This is a genomic window from Mycobacterium sp. PDNC021, assembly GCF_048282635.1.
GTDB classification, from domain to species: Bacteria; Actinomycetota; Actinomycetes; order Mycobacteriales; family Mycobacteriaceae; genus Mycobacterium; species Mycobacterium llatzerense.
Genome location: NZ_CP182502.1, coordinates 2,435,475 through 2,450,597 on the forward strand (window position 1 = coordinate 2,435,475; position 15,123 = coordinate 2,450,597).

A 15,123-nucleotide genomic window follows, 5' to 3' on the forward strand; every position below is an offset into this window, starting at 1 on the left:
GTCGAATCTGACTGGCGTAGAACAGAATCCAGCTCTTGTGGCTGGCGTCTTTACGAGCGTCACGTCGTTGCCATGAGTTGCCGCCCTTCCAAAATCGCCAGCTGCATTCGCTCGGTCCATTCACCGGCCCACTCTCACAACACCGGAAATAGATCCTCAAATACGCGCTTGTTGGTGTATCCATACTTCGGATGCGTCAAGTCTCCTTGGGGGCCGTTGGCTTCCCACCTTTCCCTGCAAGCATTCGCCATCGAATCGGATGAGAGCTGGATGTCGTAGTCACTGGGCTCGTCCTCGATGCCAAGGCGGTGCATGGAGTCGAATGGGCGGCGTAGTGGATGGTTCGGGTCGTCGCCGAACCATGTTCGCATTCGGTCCAGAGCTTGACTACCGGTGGCGATTTCGGCAGTGGTCGGTAGTGACTTGTGTTCCCTAGAAAAGAAGCACGCAGACGATCCTTGGAGCCGCATATCCAAGTCCTTGGGGCCGAAGCCCCCCCGCGACATGGCCTCATAGAGTGAGTAGCTGAATTCCCTGAACTCGGTGCGACTCATACCGAGCGGAGCTTCACGACTGGCCCACGCTTCAACCTGGTCAGGCAAGATGTTCAGGAACTCACAATCCCTCGGCTGGATTCGATAGCCGGAGTGTTTCGTGTCGACTTGCGATTTGACCTATTTGTTTCGCCCGACGACGCCAGCCAACAACTGGCTGTAGGTCAGGCGGCCCAAGAGCTGGAAACAGGCATCCGCTTCGGTATTCAATTTGACCAAGCCATTCTTGTCTCCGCGCTCGTACCAATACACTTCCCACATTCCATCGGAGGATTGCTCGACGCACCATGAGTAATCTGCATGGCCGCCGAGTGCCAGCACAGCCGGCGGAATTCCGATCGAAGCTAGTGCTTTTGCAAGTTCAGTAAGATTCATAGCGGAACCTCTTTCAGGTAGCCGGCATTAAGCAGGTCAACAATTGCATTCGGGAAGTAATACTGAATGCCTCCACCGAGTTGCCCCATCGCGGGGGCAATCGGGCCCTCCCAAATCGGTAGAGGTCGAATAACTTCGTAGCGATGGTAGCCAGCATCGAGGCTGTGCGGTGGTAGCGCACGCTCAGGGAATGTAGTGCCCAGTGGCGAGCCAAATTGCCCGAATCCAGGACCGAATCTGTCGAAAACGGCGCCTGGTTCCAGCACGGTCGGCGTCCGGTCTTCTGGCGTACTGAAGCCTTGCGGATGCGCTTGCGGGTCGGGCCACACTAACTCGGGATTCCCATGGGCATCCCGATTGCCGGTAGGCCAGAATTCGCGATTCCAGTCGTCCCGCGGAAGCCCGCCTAGTGGGTCGTAACTGTTTGGAACCACAGCCTGCACCTCCGGGTGTGTACTCGCCGCACCTGGTGACAGGGCGTCAGTGACTCGACTGGGGTTTGATGCTGCGTCGTCGAGAAGTCCATGGTCTAGCAGGTCTGTGTGAGGGTGGACAAGCTGATCTGTCGGGATCGTGTTTCCGCTGGCATCGTAGTCGCGCGAGTGGCCGTCCGGTCGGTTGCCGACATCGTCAGAGGCGTGATGGCTCCCGTCCGCAGGGTTCGTGCTGTGCGTTTCCTGGTTCTCGTCGGCAGATCGACGCGTGCGCTCGTTGTGTGGTTCGTCGTGAGCGACTGGTTTTTCTGGTGCTCGCCCAATTGGCTCCTGCCGCGCCTGCGGATCTGCCCCGGCACGGGCCCTGTCACTGAAGCCCTGCTCGGTGTGTGCCGTGGTCGGTTTGACCGGCGGACTTGGGTTGCGCTCGTGTGCCGGGCCGGCACTGGCTGGCCGTTCGTGTGAACGTTCTGCCGGTGTGCTTTTCGGAGTTGTTGTTTCCCGACTCTGCGGCGTGCCGTCAGGCTTGCCTGGCGGTGTGTGGCCACCGCTCGGGCTATGGCTCGTCGGACCGTGGGTGGCGGCAGGACCGTGGAGTCCCGCGCCCATCGCGTTGGCAAGCCCGGACGAGGATGTGCCGGAGTCGTGGCGCTCAGCAGGGATGCTCTCCGACAGCCGTGAGTGCTCCGGCGAGTGATCGGTGGGCTGCCCGTTGCGGTCGTGCGCCGAGTCGGTTGTGCGCGGTTCGTGGGTGGGCTGATGCTCAGTGGGAGAGTGGCTTTCGTTCCGGCCGCCATGTTCGGTGGCGTTCGGGCGGTGGTCGGCATTCGGAGAGTGGTCACCAGACTGACGGCCATCGTGGGTGCCGCGATCGGCGCCGTGCCCCGTGTCGTTGGTCGCGTGCCCTCCGGTGTCGCGTGCCGAGGGGCTGTCGTGGGCCGTCGATGCATCGCGACCTGCTGGCTGGTCATGTGAGGGCGATGTGCGGCCATCGTCGGCACCGTTTGGGCGAGTTGATGATTCGGGGGAGTGCTGGCCTCCGGTCGACGGAGAATCCCCCGACGGTGTGTGGTTTGTGGCCGGCGGCTCGGTCGACCGCGGGCCGTCTGTCGATCGTGGACCGTCACCCGACCGCGGGGAGTCTGTGGAATGCGCAGGCCCATTGGACGACGGGTTGGTTGGTCCCTCGTGCTGTCGTGGCCCGGAATCTGTAGGCCCCGTTGGTCGCTCGGAAGGACCACCACCACCACCGTCGCCCTTGACCGGCGTGTGGTCGGGTCCTGGTGGATCATGGGAGCCGCCGTCGAACCCGCGCGGGCCGGAAGGCGGGTCGGGAACCGTGGGAACCCTTGGCGCGTCCGGAGATCCGGGCATCGCGCCGGGTTTGAATTCCGGGACCTCGGGCATCTTGGAGCCCAGGCCGCCTAGATTGCCGACATGATCGAGCTCATTGAGTTTGGTTGTCTTTCCCGACAGGTCGGACAACTTGTCGCCGAGCTTGACCAGATTCTCTGAATCCAACGCGCGCCCGACGCGACTCGCAACCTTGCCCGCCATGCCCGCTTTGGACGCCGCGCTACTTGGATTGAGCATCGAAGCGATGTTGAACCCCGCCTCGCCGATGCCGCGGCCCGGGTGGTCACCGGTGATCGCGTCGATCGCCAGGAACTGCTTACCCATTTCTTTGAGCGTGCCGGGGATTTTCGACGGGTCTTCGGCGAGTGCAGTCGCGAGATCGGCCATGCCTTTCCAAGTATCGGGGTCGGCCATGGCCACGACACCGGACACGGTCCCGATGACACCGTTAACCACGCCGACGGCGAGATCGATTCGGAAGATGGCGTAGTCGGCGATGGCTCCGCCGACTTCCTCGCCGAGCAAGGAGATCAGGGTCGGTTTGAGCCACTTCTCGAGGCGGTCCGCCCATTCACTGAGCTTGCCTTTGATGAAGTCGAGAACACTATTGAGGGCCTTGACTTGCCGCTGAAAGTTGTTCAGCAGGGTCGAGGCATCGCGGGCGACCTCCTCCAGGACCTTCTTGCCCTTCCCTGTGAGGAGGTCTTTGAGGGTGTTGAACGATGTCAACCTGTCCAGTACGCGGCGGATGCCGTCTTGGGCTTGTTGGACGCCGGCCGCGAATTCGTCGATCTTTGTCGCGATGGTCGAGCTGTCTTGGACCAATTGCTTCATGGTGCCGTCCAGGGTGTCCAATCCCGACGAGATGGCGGCACCCTCAGGAATTTTCTGGGCAGCGATCAACGTGCGGGCCGGAGCCAGCATGTTCTGCAACGCGTTCAGCCCAGTGTTGATGTTGTGCCATTGCGCGGCAGTGACTTTCATCAGACCGGAGTCGCCGGTCGGCCAGGCCATCGCAACGGCCAAGGCGGTTCCGACCCCTGACACCATGAGTAGCGGCTCTACCAGGAACCATTTCGGTGGCGGCGGCACCAAGCCCATGTTGGTGTGTACGTCGAGATGTGCGTCGGTCGTGCTGGGTACGTCGCCCGGGCTGCCACTGGGGCCTGGACCGCCGATCGTCGAAGCCTGGTCGGCATGGAGATAGTTGTATCCGGAGACCTGGACCATGAATCCGATGTTCTTGAACGCGGTGGCGGCCTTGGCCAACGTTGTCGCGAACATCTCGGCCTGCTGCTCGTAATTCAGCCCGAATGCCAAACCGGTCCCATCGATTCCGCAGGCCAGGCCGCTGCTGAAAGCAGCGCTCAATGCGCCTGACAGTGCGGCCAATTGCTCGCCGACTGACTTGATCATCGCGCCCGCGGTGATCAACGCCTGGGGTTCCACCTCAATTCGCACGACGGCCTCGGTAGCTCCGCCGGGCGTAGCGGCCGGCTATGTGCCACCCCACATCTGACCGTTGTTCTTGACCGCATCGGAGTAGTTCTTATGCGCTGCCGTCAGGACCTTCTTCAGAGCCTGAAGTGACTCATCCATCTGTTCGGCGCCGGTCTTCCACTGCTGCTGTGCCTGTGCCTGTGCATCGGATGCCTCCCCATGCCACGACGCGCGCAACGTGGTCATGGTCCGTTCGACGTCCTCCAAGACGCTCTTGACCTTGTTGTGGAACGCTTCTACATCAGTGGCGGCGTGGGCCAGCTGATCCGGGTCCACCACGAACATGATCAGGCTCTCCTGTTTTCACGACGGTGTTCAGCGTCTGACGTCGAGGTCGGCAGTGGGGCTGCGCCGGGCGAGGCGGGGTCGCCGGCCGCGCCATCCCGGAGCTCGCTGGCCTTTTCGTCCTGGTCCTTCTCGGCGTCGTCTTTGTCGGCGTCTTTCTCGGCCTTGTCTTTGGCTTCCTGAGCGTCCTTCTCGGCGCCACCTTGCGCCGCTGGCTGTCCAGCTTGGGCCGCCGCGGTCGCAATCTGTGCGCCCGCCTGCGCAAGCCCGGCAGCCATCTGGCCGACCTGCGAGAGCGGTTGGGCTGCCTGACCCAGTGAACCCATCATCTGTTGGGCAAGGCTGGGCAGCTGCGAGGCCAGACCGCTCGTGCCGCCCTCGGCGCCGGATGACGCGCCCCCGGTTGGCGACGCAGCGGCTGTTGCGGACGCAGCGGCGGGACCGCCGCCGCCTGCAGACCCGCCGCCGTCCATGGACGAGTTGATCGCAGCCGCGCCCTGCGCATCGGCGTTGCCGTACTGCTGTCCGGCCACCGAGAGCAAGCTCGACATTGCCTGCAACCCCTGCACCACCTGGCCTGCGCCGTTGTGCCACTGGTCCCATACTTTTTGGAAGGCCGATCCAGCGTCGCCTTTCCAATCTGACGCCAGCAATTGAGAAACGCTCAGGTCCACGCGCGACAGCCCGTCCTGCAATTCCTGTGCGGAGTGGCTCAGACTGTTCGAGGCAGCCGAAAATTCCGATTGGACGAGTTCGAGTGGCCGTCCCATAGGTCCCCCCTACGGCGCGAGTCAGTGCTTGCCGACTGCTCAGTCTATTGCCACCTCGGTGTACGCCAGGGCGGCAATTACGCGCCTCCGTGTTTACGCAGGACCGTGACTGCGTGCGGCCCGATCCGCCATCGGGTCAGGGTCGTCTAGCGGTGGAACGTCTTGGCCGTCGAGCACCTTGTGCATGCGGTCCTTGTCGAGTTGTCCCTCCCATGCGGCCACCACGAATGTCGCGACACAGTTGCCCAGCAGGTTCACCGAGACGCGCATCGAGTCCATGATGCGGTCGGCGCCCAGCAGCAGGGCCACCGCGGCGACCGGGATGGCGCCGTGGCCGATGGCGGCGACGGTCGCCGACAGGGCGAGGAACGACGAGCCGGGAACTCCGGCCATGCCCTTCGAAGTCAGCATCAGCACGAGCACCGCGGTGATCTGTTCGCCAAGGCTCAGGTTCACGCCCAATGCCTGGGCCAGGAACAGCACACAGATCGAGAGGTAGAGGGTCGCTCCGTCGAGATTGAACGAGTAGCCGGTCGGCACCACCAGACCTGTTGTGGTGCGCGAACAACCGGCATTGGTCAGCTTGGCCATGATGCGCGGCAGCACGACCTCGGTGGACGCGGTGCCCAGCGCGAGAAACAACTCGTCCTTGATGTAGACCACGAACTTGTACAGGTTGACGCCGGCGAAGACCTTCGCGACGGCCCCGAGTACCAGGATGAAAAGCGCGGCCGCGAGATAGCAACAGCCGATCAGCTTCGCGAAGCTACTCAGGGAGCCGATGCCGTACTGGCCGACGATGTAGGCCATCGCCCCGAACGCGCCGATCGGTGCGAGTCGCATCACCCAGCCGATGACGGTGAAGAACAGGTGGCTCAGGTGGTCGACGATTTCGAGGATGACGGGCGGGCCCTTCTCGCCGAACTTTGCCAACGCCAGCCCGAACAGGACGGCGAAGAACAGCACCTGGAGCAGGTTGTTGTCGGTGAACGCCTTGAACACCGACTCGGGGATGATGTTCATCAGGAAGTCGACGGTGTGCGGCAGTTCCTTGTTCTGGGTCTTCTTCGCGATCGCGTCGGCCCCGGTCGCCAGTGTGGCGGCGTCGACGTGGAAACCTGTCCCGGGTCTGACGATGTTGCCGACCACCAGCCCGAAGAGCAGCGCGAAGGTGGTCACCACCTCGAAGTAGATCAACGCTTTCACGCCGATCCGGCCGACCGACTTGAGGTCGCCGACGTGTGCGATACCCAGCACGACGGTGCAGAAGATGATCGGTGCGATCAGCATCTTGATCAGCTTGATGAAGCCGTCGGCGAACGGCTTGAGGTCCGCGCCGACTTTCGGCTGCAGCCAGCCGACCAGGATTCCGGCGACAATCGCGACGAGCAGCTGCACGAAGAGCGACGTGTACCACGGTGGCTTGTTCGCGAGCCGGATCATCTCGCTTTTGGGAGGTTCGATCTTGGTCGCCATCGCGCGAAAGTACTGATCAGGCGTCACCGCGCGATTTCTGCCGTGTTTCTGTGACGTCGCGCAGCAGATATATCGAATTCAGCAATTAGTCTCGCCACGTGCTGATCGCAATCGAAGGCGTCGATGGTGCGGGGAAGAACACCTTGACCCAGGGGCTGCGGGCGCAGTTCGAAGCCCGCGGCAAGTCGGTGACCACCGTGGCGTTCCCGCGGTACGGCCGTTCGGTCGAGGCGGACATCGCGGCTGAGGCGCTCCATGGTCAGCACGGCGACCTCGCCGAGTCGGTGTACGCCATGGCGATGCTGTTCGCGCTCGACCGGGCGGGCGCCAAAGCCGAGATCGCAGCGATGAACGACGCGCATGATGTCGTCATCCTCGATCGGTACGTCGCCTCCAACGCCGCGTACAGCGCGGCCCGACTGCACCAGGACGCGGACGGGGATGTCGTCGCCTGGGTGCGGCAGCTGGAGTTCGAGCGGTTGGCGCTGCCGGTACCGGACTGGCAGCTCTATCTGAATGTGCCGACGGAGTTGGCCGCGGAGCGGGCGGCGCGCCGGGAAGCCCAGGACTCTGCCCGGACCCGCGACGCCTACGAGCGCGACGGGGGCCTGCAGGGTCGCACGGGCGCGGTGTACACCGCGCTGGCGGCTGAAAACTGGGTCGGGCGTTGGGCTTTGGTCGCGCCCGACGTCGACCCGGGGGAGTTGGCCGGCCGACTCCTGGGCTGACCCGGCTGCGCCGTTTACCAGCAAGTTGTCAGGTAAGAAGCAAAACACCCATCGGAGATCACAGCTTTATCGCGATCTGGTGACACCATGGACGCCATGAGGCAACGCATTCTGGTCGTCGACGACGACCCATCTCTGGCCGAGATGCTCACCATCGTGCTGCGCGGTGAAGGCTTCGACACCGCCGTCATCGGTGACGGCAGCCAGGCGCTGACTGCGGTCCGCGAGCTGCGCCCTGATCTGGTGCTGTTGGACCTCATGCTGCCTGGAATGAACGGCATCGACGTGTGCCGTGTGCTGCGTGCCGACTCGGGCGTGCCCATCGTCATGCTGACCGCCAAGACCGACACGGTCGACGTGGTGCTGGGCCTGGAGTCCGGCGCCGACGACTACGTCATGAAGCCGTTCAAGCCGAAGGAGCTGGTGGCGCGGGTGCGGGCGCGGTTGCGCCGCAACGACGACGAGCCGGCAGAGATGCTGTCCATCGCCGACGTCGAGATCGACGTACCGGCCCACAAGGTGACCCGCCAGGGTGAGCAGATTTCGCTGACGCCGCTGGAGTTCGACCTGCTCGTCGCCCTCGCGCGGAAGCCGCGCCAGGTGTTTACTCGTGACGTGCTGCTCGAACAGGTGTGGGGCTACCGCCACCCGGCAGACACCCGGCTGGTGAACGTCCACGTGCAGCGGCTGCGGGCCAAGGTCGAGAAGGACCCGGAGAACCCGCAGGTGGTGCTCACCGTTCGAGGAGTGGGATACAAGGCCGGACCGCCGTGATCGGTCGGCTCGTCAAGCCCGAGCCTGAGACCGTAGGGCGCCGGTGATCTGGGGATCCCGACGGCGTATCCGTGGCGGTTTCGGCTCGGGCGCTTTCGTGCGTGGGCTGGGTGCCGTCGGCCGGGTGGTCGGCTATGCCTGGCGCCGCTCGCTACAACTGCGCGTGGTGTCCCTGACTCTGGGGTTGTCGCTCGCCGTCATCCTCGTGCTGGGTTTTGTGCTGACCAGTCAGATCACCGACCGCATCCTGGAAGCCAAGGTCCGCGCCGGCACCGAAGAGGTCGAGCACGCCCGAACCACCGTTAGTGGCATCGTCGGCGGCGAGGAGACGCGCTCGCTGGGCAGCAGCCTGCAGTTGGCGCGCAACACCCTCATCGACCGCAAGGTCGATTCGGGCTCCCGCCTGGCCGGTGCCTTCGACGCGGTTCTGGTGGTCCCCGGCGACGGTCCGCGCGCGGCCACGTCGGCCGGCCCGGTGGGGGAAATCCCGAATTCCTTGCGCGACTTTGTCAAAGCCGGACAGGTCAGCTACCAGTACGCCACCGTCCACACCGACGGCTTCTCCGGTCCCGCGCTGATCGTCGGCAGCCCGACGTCGTCGCAGGTCACCAATCTCGAGCTGTACCTGATCTTTCCGCTGAGCAACGAAGAGAGCACCATCGCGCTGGTGCGCGGCACCATGGCCACCGGTGGCATCGTGCTGCTGGGCCTGCTCGCGGCCATCGCGCTGCTGGTGGCCCGGCAGATCGTGCTGCCGGTGCGGTCAGCGTCGCGCATCGCCGAGCGGTTCGCCGAAGGTCACCTCACCGAGCGCATGCCCGTGCGCGGCGAGGACGACATGGCGCGCCTGGCGGTGTCGTTCAACGACATGGCCGAAAGCCTGCACAAGCAGATCACCCAGCTCGAAGAGTTCGGAAACCTGCAGCGCCGCTTCACCTCTGATGTCAGTCACGAACTGCGGACACCGCTCACCACGGTCCGCATGGCTGCCGACCTGATCTACGACCACAGCGAGGAACTCGACCCGGCGCTGCGACGCTCGACCGAGTTGATGGTCAACGAACTCGACCGCTTCGAGACGCTGCTGGCCGATCTGCTGGAAATCTCCCGGCACGACGCCGGTGTAGCCGAGCTGTCGGTGGAGTCGGTCGACTTGCGCGACACCGTGCAGAGCGCGCTCGACAACGTCGGGCACCTGGCCGACGACGCGAATATCAAACTCGCCGTGCACCTTCCGGACGAGGCCGTCATCGCCGAGGTGGATCCCCGCCGCGTCGAGCGCATCCTGCGCAACCTCATCGCCAACGCGATCGACCATGCCGAGAAGAAGCCAGTGCAGATCAAGATGGCGGCCGACGTGGATACCGTGGCAGTGACGGTCCGCGATTTCGGCGTGGGTCTGCGACCGGGCGAGGAGAAGATGGTGTTCAGCCGGTTCTGGCGGTCCGACCCCTCGCGGGTGCGCCGCTCCGGTGGCACCGGCCTCGGCCTGGCCATCAGCATCGAGGACGCCCGCCTGCACCAGGGCCGGTTGGAGGCCTGGGGCGAACCCGGCCACGGCGCTTGCTTCCGGCTCACGCTGCCGCTGGTGCGGGGTCACAAGGTGACCACCAGCCCGCTGCCACTCAAACCTGCTGGGCCCAAATCGGTTACGGCCCTGTCCGCCGGGGAACTGCCTTCCGTGGAGACCTCGTGAAAGGGGCATTGGCGGTCTGCGCCGTGCTGCTGCTGGTGTTGACGGGGTGCGCTGGGGTGCCCAGTTCGTCCGCGCCGCAGGCTGTGGGCACGGTCGACCGGCCGGCGCCGCGCAATCTGCCGACACCGTCGCCGGGCATGGACCCGGACCTGCTGCTGCGCGAATTCCTCAAGGCCACCGCCGATCCCGCGAACCGGCACCTGGCCGCGCGTCAGTTCCTCACCGAATCGGCGTCCCGCTCCTGGGACGACGCCGGCAGCGCCCTGTTGATCGACCGCGTCGTGTTCGTGGAAACCCGTGGCACGGACAAGGTTTCGGTGACCATGCACGCCGACATCCTGGGCTCGCTGTCGGACGTCGGGGTGTTCGAGACGGGGGAGGGTGCACTGCCCGACCCCGGTCCCATCGATCTGGTGAAGACGCCGCGGGGCTGGCGCATCGACAAGCTGCCCAACGGGGTTTTCCTGGACTGGCAACAGTTCCAGTCCACCTACAAGCGGGACACGCTCTACTTCGTCGACCCGACCGGCAAGACCGTCGTACCGGACCCGCGCTACGTCGCAGTGTCCGACCCTGACCAGTTGGCCACCGAACTGGTCACCAAGCTGCTGTCCGGACCGCGGCCCGAGATGGCCAGCAGCGTCCGGAATCTGATGGCCGCACCGCTGCGGCTGCGTGGTCCGGTGACCCGGGCCGACGGCGGCAAGACCGGTGTCGGGCGCGGGTACGGCGGCGCCCGGATCGACCTCGAGAGCCTGTCGACCACCGACCCGCACAGCCGGCAATTGCTTGCGGCGCAGATCATCTGGACGTTGTTCCGGGCCGGGGTCAACGGCCCGTACGTGATCAATGCCGACGGCGCCGCCCTCGACGACCGGTTCGCCGAAGGCTGGAACACCTCCGATGTCGCGGCCACCGATCCGGGTGCCGATCCGGGCGCCGCGGCGGGCTTGCATGCCCTGGCCGGAGGATCGCTGGTGTCCCTGGAAGGCGACAACGCGCCGCGGGTTGGCGGGGCCTTCGGGCAATTGCCGGGCCAGACCTCGGCCGCGCTGTCGCGCAGCGGGCAGGAGGTCGCCTCGGTGGTGACATTGCGGCCCGGTGCCCCGGACATGGCGCAGTCGCTATGGGTGGGTCCCGTTAACGGCGACGCCGCGCAGGCGCTCGACGCGCACACCCTGTCGCGTCCCAGTTGGTCGCTCGATGACGCGATCTGGATCGTGGTCGACGGCACCAACGTCGTACGGGCGATCCAGGAGGCGGCGTCGGGCCAACCCGCCCGCATCCCCGTCGACTCGTCGGCCGTGGCCACCAAGTTCCCCGGCCCGATCAGCGGGCTGCAGCTGTCCCGGGACGCCACGCGAGCCGCGATGGTGATCAACGGTCAGGTGATCCTGGCCAGTGTCGAGCAGGGCCAGGGCGGTCAGCTCGCGCTCACCTACCCGCGCCGACTCGGCTACGGCCTGGGCAACACGGCGCTGTCGCTGTCCTGGCGCACCGGCGACGACATCGTGGTGACCCGCACCGACGGCGCGCATCCCGTCTCCTACGTCAACCTCGACGGCGTGAATTCCGATGGGCCCACACGGAATCTGGTGGCCCCGGTGTCCATCGTGGCGGCCAACACCTCGACGGTGTACATCGCCGACCAGCGCGGGGTTCTGCAGCTGTCGGGTTCGGCAGCGGACAACAACCTGATGTGGACCGATGTCCGGCCGCTGATGGTCGCGGGCGCGCTGCCCGTGCTTCCTGGCTGAGCCTGCCTGTCATACCGCGGCGGCATGCTGACGCCATGCTCGATCTGGTACTGCCTGTCGAATGCGGCGGCTGCGGTGCACCGTCGACCCGTTGGTGTCCTGCCTGCGCGGCCGAACTGACCGTCCGCCCCGACGAACCGCACGTGGTCACGCCCCGTGCGGATCCCGGCGTGCCGGTCTTTGCGCTCGGGCGCTACGCCGGGGCCCGAAGGCGCGCCGTCGTGGGACTCAAAGAGCACGGCCGGACCGATCTCGTCGCGCCACTGGCGGACGCGGTCGCTGCGGCTCTGCGGACCCTGCTGGCCTGGGGCCTGATCGTGCCGCCTCTGACGGTGGTGCCGGCCCCGACCAGATCCCTGGCGGCGCGAAGACGCGGCGGTGACCCCGTCGCGAAGATCGCGCGCGCTGCGACGGCGGCTCTGCCGGGAATCACGGTCGAGCCGGCGTTGGCCATGCGGGCGTTCACGCGCGACTCCGTCGGTCTGTCGAGCGCAGAGCGCCAACGCAACATCAACGGCCGGGTGCGGCAGCGGATATCGGTGGCGGGGGAGGCCATCGTGTTCGACGATGTGGTGACGACGGGCGCGACCGCGGCGGAGGCGGTTCGGGTCCTGCAAACATCCGGAACGTATGTTTCGGCCGTGCTGGCGATTGCACACGCGTGACGTCGGCCGATTCAGCGGATGTCGGTACGCAGACGCCACACGATCAGTGAACCTGCTCCCACCAATGAAATGGCAAAGCTGCCGAGACTCCGCCCTGCGGCATTCCAATGAGTGGTGAGCGGCGCGATGATTGCTTGCAGCGTAAGGAATGAAGTCAGCAGGGCGACGCCGAACTCCTGGGTCTGTCGAGTGAGTGACGAGCGAGAATCCCGTCGAACGAGTATCGGCGAAAGTTGTTGTACGCCAAGGCGTTGACGTGCGTCGCTGTCGAGCCACACTGGCGAGATATCTTCGCCCACCACGCCCAATGTGTTCTTGGCGCAACGATACCGGGCGTCCCACAGCTGATCTCGTGTCTGCTGCTCGTCGCGCCGGCGTTCAGTGATCTCGTCAGACCCGAGCGCGAGCGCCTTGGCGGCAATCATCGACAGTGCCAGGCGGCCCTTCTTGTCGGTCTTCGCGGCGAAGAGCAGTACCAGAGATCCCGGATTCGTTCCGATGGCTGCGAGATCATCGGACCGGATACGACACAAATCCTTCTCGATGTCGGATGGCTTCGGCGGCGCTGCCCGCAGCATGACGTATCGCCGTCCGGTGATCACGCTACTCACGCTGCGTAACCGATTGCGGTACGACGCGTAGACGGGCGCGACGGCAAGTCCGTCGATGACGGGGTTGACGGGCGGCAAGATCGTCGGCATGCCCAGTGCGGTCCGGATGGTTTGGTCACAACGCATTTGGGCGCCGGAGCATTTCCGATCGGCGACGACGCGAGCGAGTACGCCAAGGCGATTGCCCGACTCGAAAGTGCGGGTGAGATACGTCAGCCGTAGATGGCCGGAGGCCCGCTTCGCCAACTCGGGGGACATCGCGACGACGTACGGCTGGCCCAAGCGCTGATGATCTCGAGCGGACGTCGCTCCGACGGTCATCGGAGGCAGGGATTGCGGCGAGTAATCGACTATGGCCATTTAGACCCCCTGGACGCCAATTGCAGATTGAGTGCCGCGTGCTTTTCCCGGTCCATGATGACTGCGTCGACCAGTCCGGCTGCGTCGAATCCGAGGATCTCAGCGACAATATTGATGGCTGTACGCTCGCTGATTGCTGTGAAGGTCCGGTTGCGGCCGGAGATGGCCGCCAGCGCGGAAGGGTGCCCACCGATGAGTAGCGCTCCCGACCGTGCGACATACGTCAGAACCCGTCGGCCGGGGAGTTCTGGGAAGCAACCATCTGGCATTTCGACAAGGTCGTAACCCACCCCGAGCGATTCAGTCCTGTTCATGCGCTCCAACTGACGCTCGTTCAGGAACGTGACGTGCACGCGGACCACCGTCCCCGGTGACGGGTACGGCGTTGCCGGAATCGATCCGTACTTGGAGACCCTTGCGGCGTATACGGAATCGAAGTCCTGAAGTTCGGTGTAGAGGACCGGGATGGTTTGGGTCACCGCTCCGTGCGGCGGGAATTTGCGACCCAATTGCGACGGTGCGGCGTTTGAGCCGACGGCCGCGACCGGCACCAGTTGTCGGTCCTCGATCATCCGGTGGTCGAACGGATCCGGCGCGCAGGTCAGCGGGTTGAATGCAAATGAGTGGCGGGGGATGTCGAACGGATACGTGACCGCGTGTTCGAGGTCCGCGTAGGACATAGTGGTCAGGGTAGCGGTCCGCCGACGCTCAGGCGGGCAAGCCGTCCGGCTGGCCGGACGTCACGGCTCCTGCAAACATCCGGAACGTATGTTTCGGCCGTGCTCGCAATAGCACATGCCTGAGCTTTGAGGCGGTAGGACACAGTCCGCGGGGTACCTACATCAACTCGATATGAAGTTCTCAAAACCGGTATGCGAAATCGGTGGCACGACTAGGTGAACTCGGACTACCGTCGGCTGCAACCACCCGTGAAGCCTCACGGCGGTACCGGCATATTCACTCGGTACCAAATCGCTGATAGCGGTAGGAGGTGAGTACTTCAACACCTCGCGCCGGGCTGCGGCGACTTGCAGACCCGCTCGGCGCGTAGTTCAGACCGTGTGCAAGAAGCGCACACGCGCACTGCGAGAGAGAAGCGAGTTGCTAAGCATGTCAACCCAATCCGTGGATTCTGCCCGCTCGACCATGTTTGCCGACGACACCGAGCCTGCGCCCGAACCGCACGCCGACGTTGTCGTCAAGGGCCGTAACGTCGAAGTCCCCGAACATTTCCGCATCTACGTTTCCGAGAAACTCTCCCGACTGGAGCGTTTCGATCGCACCATCTATCTGTTCGACGTCGAACTCGACCACGAGAAGAACCGACGCCAGCGCAAGAACTGCCAGCACGTGGAGATCACCGCCCGCGGCCGTGGACCGGTCGTACGTGGCGAAGGGTGCGCGGACAGCTTCTACGCGGCGCTCGAATCGGCCGTCGGCAAACTCGAGAACCGGCTGAGGCGCAGCAAGGACCGCCGCAAGATTCACTACGGCGACAAGACCCCGGTGGGGCTCGCGGAGGCGACGTCCATCGTCCCGCCGGAGGACCTGCCCGCAACGCCCAGCCAGGCTGCCTCCGCCGACCTCGATGACCACGTTCCGGGTCAGGTGGTCCGTGTCAAGGAGCACCCCGCCAACCCGATGACGGTCGACGACGCGCTCTACGAGATGGAGCTGGTCGGACACGACTTCTTCCTGTTCCACGACAAGGAGAGCGACCGGCCGACGGTGGTCTACCGGCGACACGCCTACGACTACGGATTGATCCGACTGGGTCAGTAG

Annotated in this window: 14 protein-coding genes; 6 read left to right on the plus strand and 8 right to left on the minus strand. The window is 64.8% G+C overall.

Annotated features, from left to right (window positions below):
• Window positions 1–134 precede the first annotated feature (134 nt).
• From ACNO8X_RS11475 to dctA, 6 genes are all read right to left on the minus strand, one after another.
• Window positions 135–554: a hypothetical protein gene (locus tag ACNO8X_RS11475; RefSeq protein ID WP_418005375.1), complete on the minus strand. Its 420-nt coding sequence runs from the start codon at window positions 552–554 to the stop codon at window positions 135–137.
• 120 nt (window positions 555–674) lie between these two features.
• Complete coding sequence (locus ACNO8X_RS11480) at window positions 675–929, minus strand: hypothetical protein (protein WP_418005376.1); 255 nt, start codon at window positions 927–929, stop codon at window positions 675–677.
• Window positions 926–4,135 (minus strand): glycohydrolase toxin TNT-related protein, encoded by a 3,210-nt coding sequence (locus ACNO8X_RS11485; protein ID WP_418005377.1) that lies wholly within the window; start codon window positions 4,133–4,135, stop codon window positions 926–928. Before ACNO8X_RS11485 ends, ACNO8X_RS11480 begins: the two co-directional genes overlap by 4 nt.
• An 81-nt stretch (window positions 4,136–4,216) precedes the next feature.
• The gene (locus ACNO8X_RS11490) at window positions 4,217–4,504 is read right to left on the minus strand and encodes a WXG100 family type VII secretion target (protein WP_418005378.1); all 288 of its coding nucleotides are present in this window, start codon (window positions 4,502–4,504) and stop codon (window positions 4,217–4,219) included.
• 2 nt (window positions 4,505–4,506) lie between these two features.
• Entirely contained in the window at window positions 4,507–5,274 is a 768-nt protein-coding gene (locus tag ACNO8X_RS11495) for a WXG100 family type VII secretion target (RefSeq protein WP_418005379.1), read from the minus strand.
• Window positions 5,275–5,367: 93 nt separating this feature from the next.
• On the minus strand, window positions 5,368–6,750 hold the full coding sequence (gene dctA, locus ACNO8X_RS11500) for a C4-dicarboxylate transporter DctA (RefSeq protein WP_418005380.1): 1,383 nt from the start codon (window positions 6,748–6,750) through the stop codon (window positions 5,368–5,370).
• Window positions 6,751–6,848: 98 nt separating this feature from the next.
• On the opposite strand from dctA, the gene ACNO8X_RS11505 reads away from it, so the two are divergent.
• The 5 genes from ACNO8X_RS11505 (at window position 6,849) to ACNO8X_RS11525 (ending at window position 12,370) form a co-directional block, all read left to right on the plus strand.
• Window positions 6,849–7,478: a dTMP kinase gene (locus tag ACNO8X_RS11505; RefSeq protein WP_043985943.1), complete on the plus strand. Its 630-nt coding sequence runs from the start codon at window positions 6,849–6,851 to the stop codon at window positions 7,476–7,478.
• An 87-nt stretch (window positions 7,479–7,565) separates the two neighbouring features.
• Window positions 7,566–8,252, plus strand: coding sequence for a two-component system response regulator MtrA (gene mtrA, locus ACNO8X_RS11510; RefSeq protein WP_133761546.1), 687 nt, complete (start codon window positions 7,566–7,568; stop codon window positions 8,250–8,252).
• A 43-nt stretch (window positions 8,253–8,295) separates the two neighbouring features.
• The gene (gene mtrB, locus ACNO8X_RS11515) at window positions 8,296–9,948 is read left to right on the plus strand and encodes an MtrAB system histidine kinase MtrB (RefSeq protein WP_418005381.1); all 1,653 of its coding nucleotides are present in this window, start codon (window positions 8,296–8,298) and stop codon (window positions 9,946–9,948) included.
• Between the two features lie 8 nt (window positions 9,949–9,956).
• Window positions 9,957–11,705: an MtrAB system accessory lipoprotein LpqB gene (gene lpqB / locus ACNO8X_RS11520; protein WP_418005867.1), complete on the plus strand. Its 1,749-nt coding sequence runs from the start codon at window positions 9,957–9,959 to the stop codon at window positions 11,703–11,705.
• 35 nt (window positions 11,706–11,740) lie between these two features.
• Entirely contained in the window at window positions 11,741–12,370 is a 630-nt protein-coding gene (locus ACNO8X_RS11525; protein WP_418005382.1) for a ComF family protein, read from the plus strand.
• A gap of 11 nt (window positions 12,371–12,381) precedes the next feature.
• Here the strand turns inward: ACNO8X_RS11525 and ACNO8X_RS11530 are convergent, their stop codons facing one another.
• Window positions 12,382–13,341 (minus strand): hypothetical protein, encoded by a 960-nt coding sequence (locus ACNO8X_RS11530; RefSeq protein ID WP_418005383.1) that lies wholly within the window; start codon window positions 13,339–13,341, stop codon window positions 12,382–12,384.
• A complete protein-coding gene (locus ACNO8X_RS11535) occupies window positions 13,332–14,021 on the minus strand; it encodes a hypothetical protein (RefSeq protein ID WP_418005384.1) in 690 nt (229 codons plus the stop codon). The genes ACNO8X_RS11530 and ACNO8X_RS11535 overlap by 10 nt, the downstream gene beginning before the upstream one ends.
• Window positions 14,022–14,487: 466 nt before the next feature.
• On the opposite strand from ACNO8X_RS11535, the gene hpf reads away from it, so the two are divergent.
• On the plus strand, window positions 14,488–15,123 hold the full coding sequence (gene hpf, locus ACNO8X_RS11540) for a ribosome hibernation-promoting factor, HPF/YfiA family (RefSeq protein WP_166651322.1): 636 nt from the start codon (window positions 14,488–14,490) through the stop codon (window positions 15,121–15,123).